Origin of the sequence: Pseudonocardia sp. (genome assembly GCF_025465255.1) — a bacterium.
GTDB lineage: Bacteria > Actinomycetota > Actinomycetes > Mycobacteriales > Pseudonocardiaceae > Pseudonocardia.
The window spans coordinates 1-4,811 of the sequence record NZ_JAODNI010000201.1 but is presented as its reverse complement, the minus strand read 5'-3'; the positions used below and the strand labels follow the sequence as shown (position 1 = coordinate 4,811).

At 71.2% G+C, this 4,811-nt stretch carries 3 protein-coding genes and 1 pseudogene; 1 reads left to right on the top strand and 3 read right to left on the bottom strand.

The features are described from left to right. On the top strand, nucleotides 1-502 hold a 502-nt coding region (locus JWP64_RS24085), incomplete at its 5' end, for an ATP-binding protein (RefSeq protein ID WP_297501357.1). Nucleotides 503-633: 131 nt separating this feature from the next. Here the strand turns inward: JWP64_RS24085 and JWP64_RS24080 are convergent. The 3 genes and pseudogenes from JWP64_RS24080 to JWP64_RS24070 form a co-directional block, all read right to left on the bottom strand. Next, nucleotides 634-2,031: an amidohydrolase family protein gene (locus tag JWP64_RS24080; protein WP_297501354.1), complete on the bottom strand. Its 1,398-nt coding sequence runs from the start codon at nucleotides 2,029-2,031 to the stop codon at nucleotides 634-636. Between the two features lie 1,313 nt (nucleotides 2,032-3,344). Further along, on the bottom strand, nucleotides 3,345-4,091 hold the full coding sequence (locus JWP64_RS24075) for an SDR family oxidoreductase (protein WP_297501352.1): 747 nt from the start codon (nucleotides 4,089-4,091) through the stop codon (nucleotides 3,345-3,347). 216 nt (nucleotides 4,092-4,307) lie between these two features. Continuing rightward, nucleotides 4,308-4,811 (bottom strand): annotated as a pseudogene (locus JWP64_RS24070) (peptidase S53); the annotation flags it as partial.

Genomic DNA, 4,811 nt, shown 5'->3' with positions numbered 1-4,811 from the left:
GGCCCAGGCCACCGTGCCCGCGGACCTGTCCGAGCTCCGGAGCCAGCTCGGCCGAGTCACCGACGAGCTCACCGAGGCGACCGAGGAGCTGCGCGAGATCGCCCGCGGCATCCACCCGGCGATCCTGACCGAGGGCGGGCTGGGCCCGGCCCTACGGACCCTCGCCCGACGCGCCGCGCTCCCGGTGGAACTCGGCATCCGCACCGACACCCGCCCCCCGGGTCCGATCGAGGTGGCCGCCTACTACGTCGTGTCCGAGGCCCTGACCAACACCACCAAACACGCCCACGCCTCCCACGCGGACGTCACCGTCGAACAGCGCGACACCCTGCTGCACCTCTCGATCCGCGACGACGGCATCGGCGGCGCCGATCCCGCCGCAGGTTCGGGTCTGATCGGGCTGCGCGACCGGGTACAGGCCCTGGGCGGGACGATCGAGGTCAGCAGCCGCCCGGGGGACGGCACGGCGATCCTCGTCGAGCTTCCGCTGCAGCCCGCCTGACCGGTCGACCAGATGCGCTGCCTGGGGCGATGCCGTAAGCCAGCTGGCCGCTGGGGAGTACCGGTCGGCAGCTGAGTTGGGGTGGGCGCCTGGCCGTGGCAGGACATCCTCGAAGCCGGTCCACCCCCTCGTCATCCGAGCGCCGTGACCAGGGGCGCCGGCTGCCAGTCGCCTCCGGTGCGTGCATCCGTGAGCGCTTCGGTGCGTGCGGCACGTTCGAACAGGGCGTCACGGGTGGCTGCCGCGACCTCGACGGCCCGGCGGGTGACCTGGCCGAGCATTGCTCCGCGGCGCTTCGCGAAGCGGCCGGCAACCATCACGGTGTCGACGAGTCCGGGGTGCGCGGCGTAGACCACCTGCCCGACCGGGTTGTTCACCGGGGACAGGACGGGCGTGTCGGCCGCGAGGAGGACGATATCGGCCTGCTTGCCCGGCGTGAGGCTGCCGACCTTGTGGTCGAGCCCGCAGGCCCGCGCCCCGTCGATGGTGGCGAACGACAGGACGTCGCGCGAGGTGAGCGTGACGGCCGGGCGGTCGCTGGCGCCCGTATCCTGGTTGTCCAGCGCGCGCTGGGTGGCGAGCGTGATCCGCATCGTGCCGAACATGTCGCCGCCGTTGGAGACGCACGTGTCGATGGACAGGCTCGGCCGCACGCCGACCTGCATCAGCCTGCCGGTGGCAGGCCAGCCGTGCCCCATCTGCATTTCGATGTCCGGGGCGAGCGACGCGCTGCCCCCCGAGTCCGCGATCATGCGCAGCTCGTCGTCGGCGACGGTGTTGCAGTGCACGTAGGTGATGTCGCACCCGAGCACACCGCGCTCGCACATCCGCCCCACCGGCCTGCTGCGGCCCCACTCGCCGTCGCCGACGTGCATCGTGACCAGCAGGCCCAGCTCCCGGGCCAGCGCCAGATCGTGGACGGTGACATCCAGTGTTGCGAACTGGGGGCCACGCAGAGCCATCGCCATGGTGACGAGTTGATCGTCTGAGGAGAAGTGCTCCTCCCGGACCCGCCGAACGTCTTCGTCGTGCGGGACCGTGCTCGGCACCTGGTACATGTCCGCGCCGCCTCCGTGGGCGAAGATCGCGCGGATGCCGGATTCGCGCAGGCCGGCCACAGCGCCGTCGCAGTGCTCGGGGGTGTTCACGTTGTGCGACCAGTCGAGCAGCGTGGTGATCCCGCTCTCCAGCGCCTCCACCGCGCCCAGCAGGTTGCCCGCGTAGGTGTCCTCGGGCCGGAACAGCCCGCTGAGCCCGAGGTGCAGCCCGGTCATGTACTGGCCGAGGGTCCAGTCGGCGGCGATTCCGCGCAGCGGGGCCTGCCAGGTGTGGCGGTGTGTGTCGACGAACCCGGGAATGAGGATCTTCCCGGTCGCGTCGACGACCTCAGCGTCCACCTCACCGAGGTTGGCGTCCACCGCCTCGATGAGGTTGCCGTACACCAGGACGTCGCCGACCGGGAGGTCGCCGATCGCCGGGTCCATCGTGATCACGGTGCCGTGCCTGAACAGCACCCGCTGTGCGTCCACCAGTCCCGCTCCTTCGTGTTTCCGTGACGTCTGTCTGCCGTACCGGGTGCGCACCCGCGGCCTCACACGCTGACGAGCCGCCCCTCCGACGCCGGAAGCCGTCGAGGAAGCGACGGAACAGGACGCCCTCGTGAGGCAGGGGCGGGGTGCGGCGCGGCGTTCGTGCGTGATCGGCTGGTCGTGGTCAGTTCTCACGATGGCGTCGACGACCTCGGCCTCGTCGAAGTCCTCCGGACCCTCGACCACCGGAACGAAGTCGACGAGCTCGCCGTCGCGCATCGCCTGAGCCTCGAGGGCGCCGTGCCCTCGGTGTCCCGGATGCCTCTCGCCCATCGGCCACGACGGGTCGCCGTGCGGCCGAGCTGGTCGCGGCGGCGACGAGAAGGAACGCGACCAGGATGGACCACGTTCTTGAGGTCGCCGATGGCGAAGTCGTGCAGCGGTGGGACGACCGGCCCGGTCAGTACCCCGGGCCCGGGCAGGCCGCTGTCGGCTCACGGCCGGGGCCCGTGGAAGACGATTGGCACGTCATGCATGTCGGGCCGCCCTTCCCGTCAGACGGGTGGCAGTAGCACCGATGCCAGGTGCGTCAGCACTGGGCCAGCCGGCTGCGACGCCCGGGCGCCCGGGACGAGTGGGTGGCGTGCTCGTCCCGGGCGGCCCAGGCAGCGCGGTCGGACCGTGTCGTCGACCACAACATGGTAGGGCCCGGCTGCGCCGGGCGGTGGTGGCCGCGCGCAGGTGGTACACCGTCGGCGGAACCAGCCATGGCTGGAGCACGAGGCCCGGCGCCGGCGCAGATCTGGCGCCTGTGGCCGTGGCGGTCTGGTCGGCTGCGGTGCTGGGCGGGGGGTTCGGTTTCGGCGTCCTGTCGGGGATCGCCTGCGCGGTGGCCGCAGGTGCAGTGAACCTGGCCGGAGTCCGCCCGACCGGCGTCACACCAGGCCGCGCCGCAGCCTCGATCGCGGCGGGTGGGCGTTGGTCCTCCTGATACGCACCGACATTCATGGCGCGCCATGGCCGCCGGTCCACTCATCGGGCTCGCACGGCGACTTGCACGACTATCGGCGTCCAGGACCGCGCCGAACACCAGATCGAAGTGACCACGCGGTCCGCTGGGTCGTCGAACCGCGGCTTTCCCTGGCGCCGACATCTACCTCGGCCTACGCCAACTCGCCTACCCCCTCGCCCGGGGTCACGGCACGCCACGGTGCCCGGGCCACCCGCCCGATCAGGCCCGCCACGACCACCACGGCAGCGCCGAGCGTGCGCGTCCTACAGGTGGTTCACAATGCTGTGGGCAGCGTCAAGGATCAGATCTGCGCGAGGCCGCCGTCGACGAAGAACTCGATGCCATTGACGTAGCTGGCGTCGTCGGAGGCCAGGAAAGCCGCGGCGCCGGCGATCTCCTCGGGCTCGGCGACGCGGCCGAGCGGAACGGCGGCGGCGAACGTGTCGAGGAGTGCCTGCTGGTGGTCGGGTTCGGCGAGTCCGAGCAGGCCAGGCGTCCTGGTCGCGCCAGGGCTCAGGACGTTGACACGGATGGCGCGCCCTCTGAGATCGACGGCCCAGCTGCGGGCGAGGGTGCGGACCGCGGCCTTGGTGGCGGCGTAGACGCTCCGTCCAGGTCCGACCCTGACCGAGGCGGCGGAACCGGTGAGGATGACCGACGAGTTGTCGTTGAGCAGCGGCAGTGCCTTCTGCACGGTGAAGATGACGCCCTTGACGTTCGTGGCGAACGTGGCGTCCACCTGCTCCTCGGTGATGTCGCCGAGCGCCGCGCGGACGCCGCCGCCGGAGTTGGCCACCACGATGTCCACGCTGCCCCGGCGTTGCCGCACGGCGCTGTACAGCGTGTCGAGGTCGGCGAGCCTGGCCGAGTCGGCCCGGACGGCCTCGACGTTCTCGCCGATCTCGGCCACCGCGGCATCGAGGGCGCTCTGCCGGCGACCGGTGATGAAGACGTACGCGCCGTCGGCCGCGAACCGCTTGGCGATGGCGAGTCCGATGCCGGTGGCACCACCGGTGACGACGGCTGTCTTGTCCCGCAAGGTGCTCACGGCTGCTCCCGACGTGGTGGATGATCCTATGGCGGTTCGGTGAGGGTCATGGCGAGACCCCGGGTACTTGTCCAAGTGGTAGCCGCGGTCGGCCGGCAGTACCCGGGGCTTGCGTCGCGGCGGCATGACCAAGCGGATCGCACCCCGGTCACCGGTCTCCTCGGCGCTGACGGCCTCGACCAACGCAACGACTCCACGACAAGGTGCAGCCCAGTCCTACCCGGATGGGCCTGGTGCAGGGAGGGTTGCCGGCAGGGTGGCCCAGTCGGGCACGCCCAGTCCGCTGGCGGGGTCGTACCCGACGGCTGCGGTGCAGCAACCGACCGCGGCGAGGTCGTTGTTGCCTTCTGTGATGTCGTAGAACGCCGACGGGCTCGACGACGCCGCCGTGTAGAACCACCCGTTGACCAAGCCGAGTCGTGGTCGCCCGGCGCTCCGCTCCGACCCGGCAACGAGTGCTGTGCTCGCGGCGATCAGTGGTGTGGAGCCGCTTGTGCCCCCCACGGTCTGCAAAGTCGAATTTATCACGACCGGCCAGCCGGGCACGATATCGGCGAGGGCGCTGACATCGGGAACGGCACGGAACTGCGCGCCGTTCGCGCCGTCCTGGAAGGCCGGGCGAGGTGTCCGGCGGCCCACCGCGCCACCGCCGGCCGCCTCTTCTCCGTGTGCCGCGTCGTTCCACACGGTTTCAGAAGTCCGAGTGTTGGCCGGGCCGAG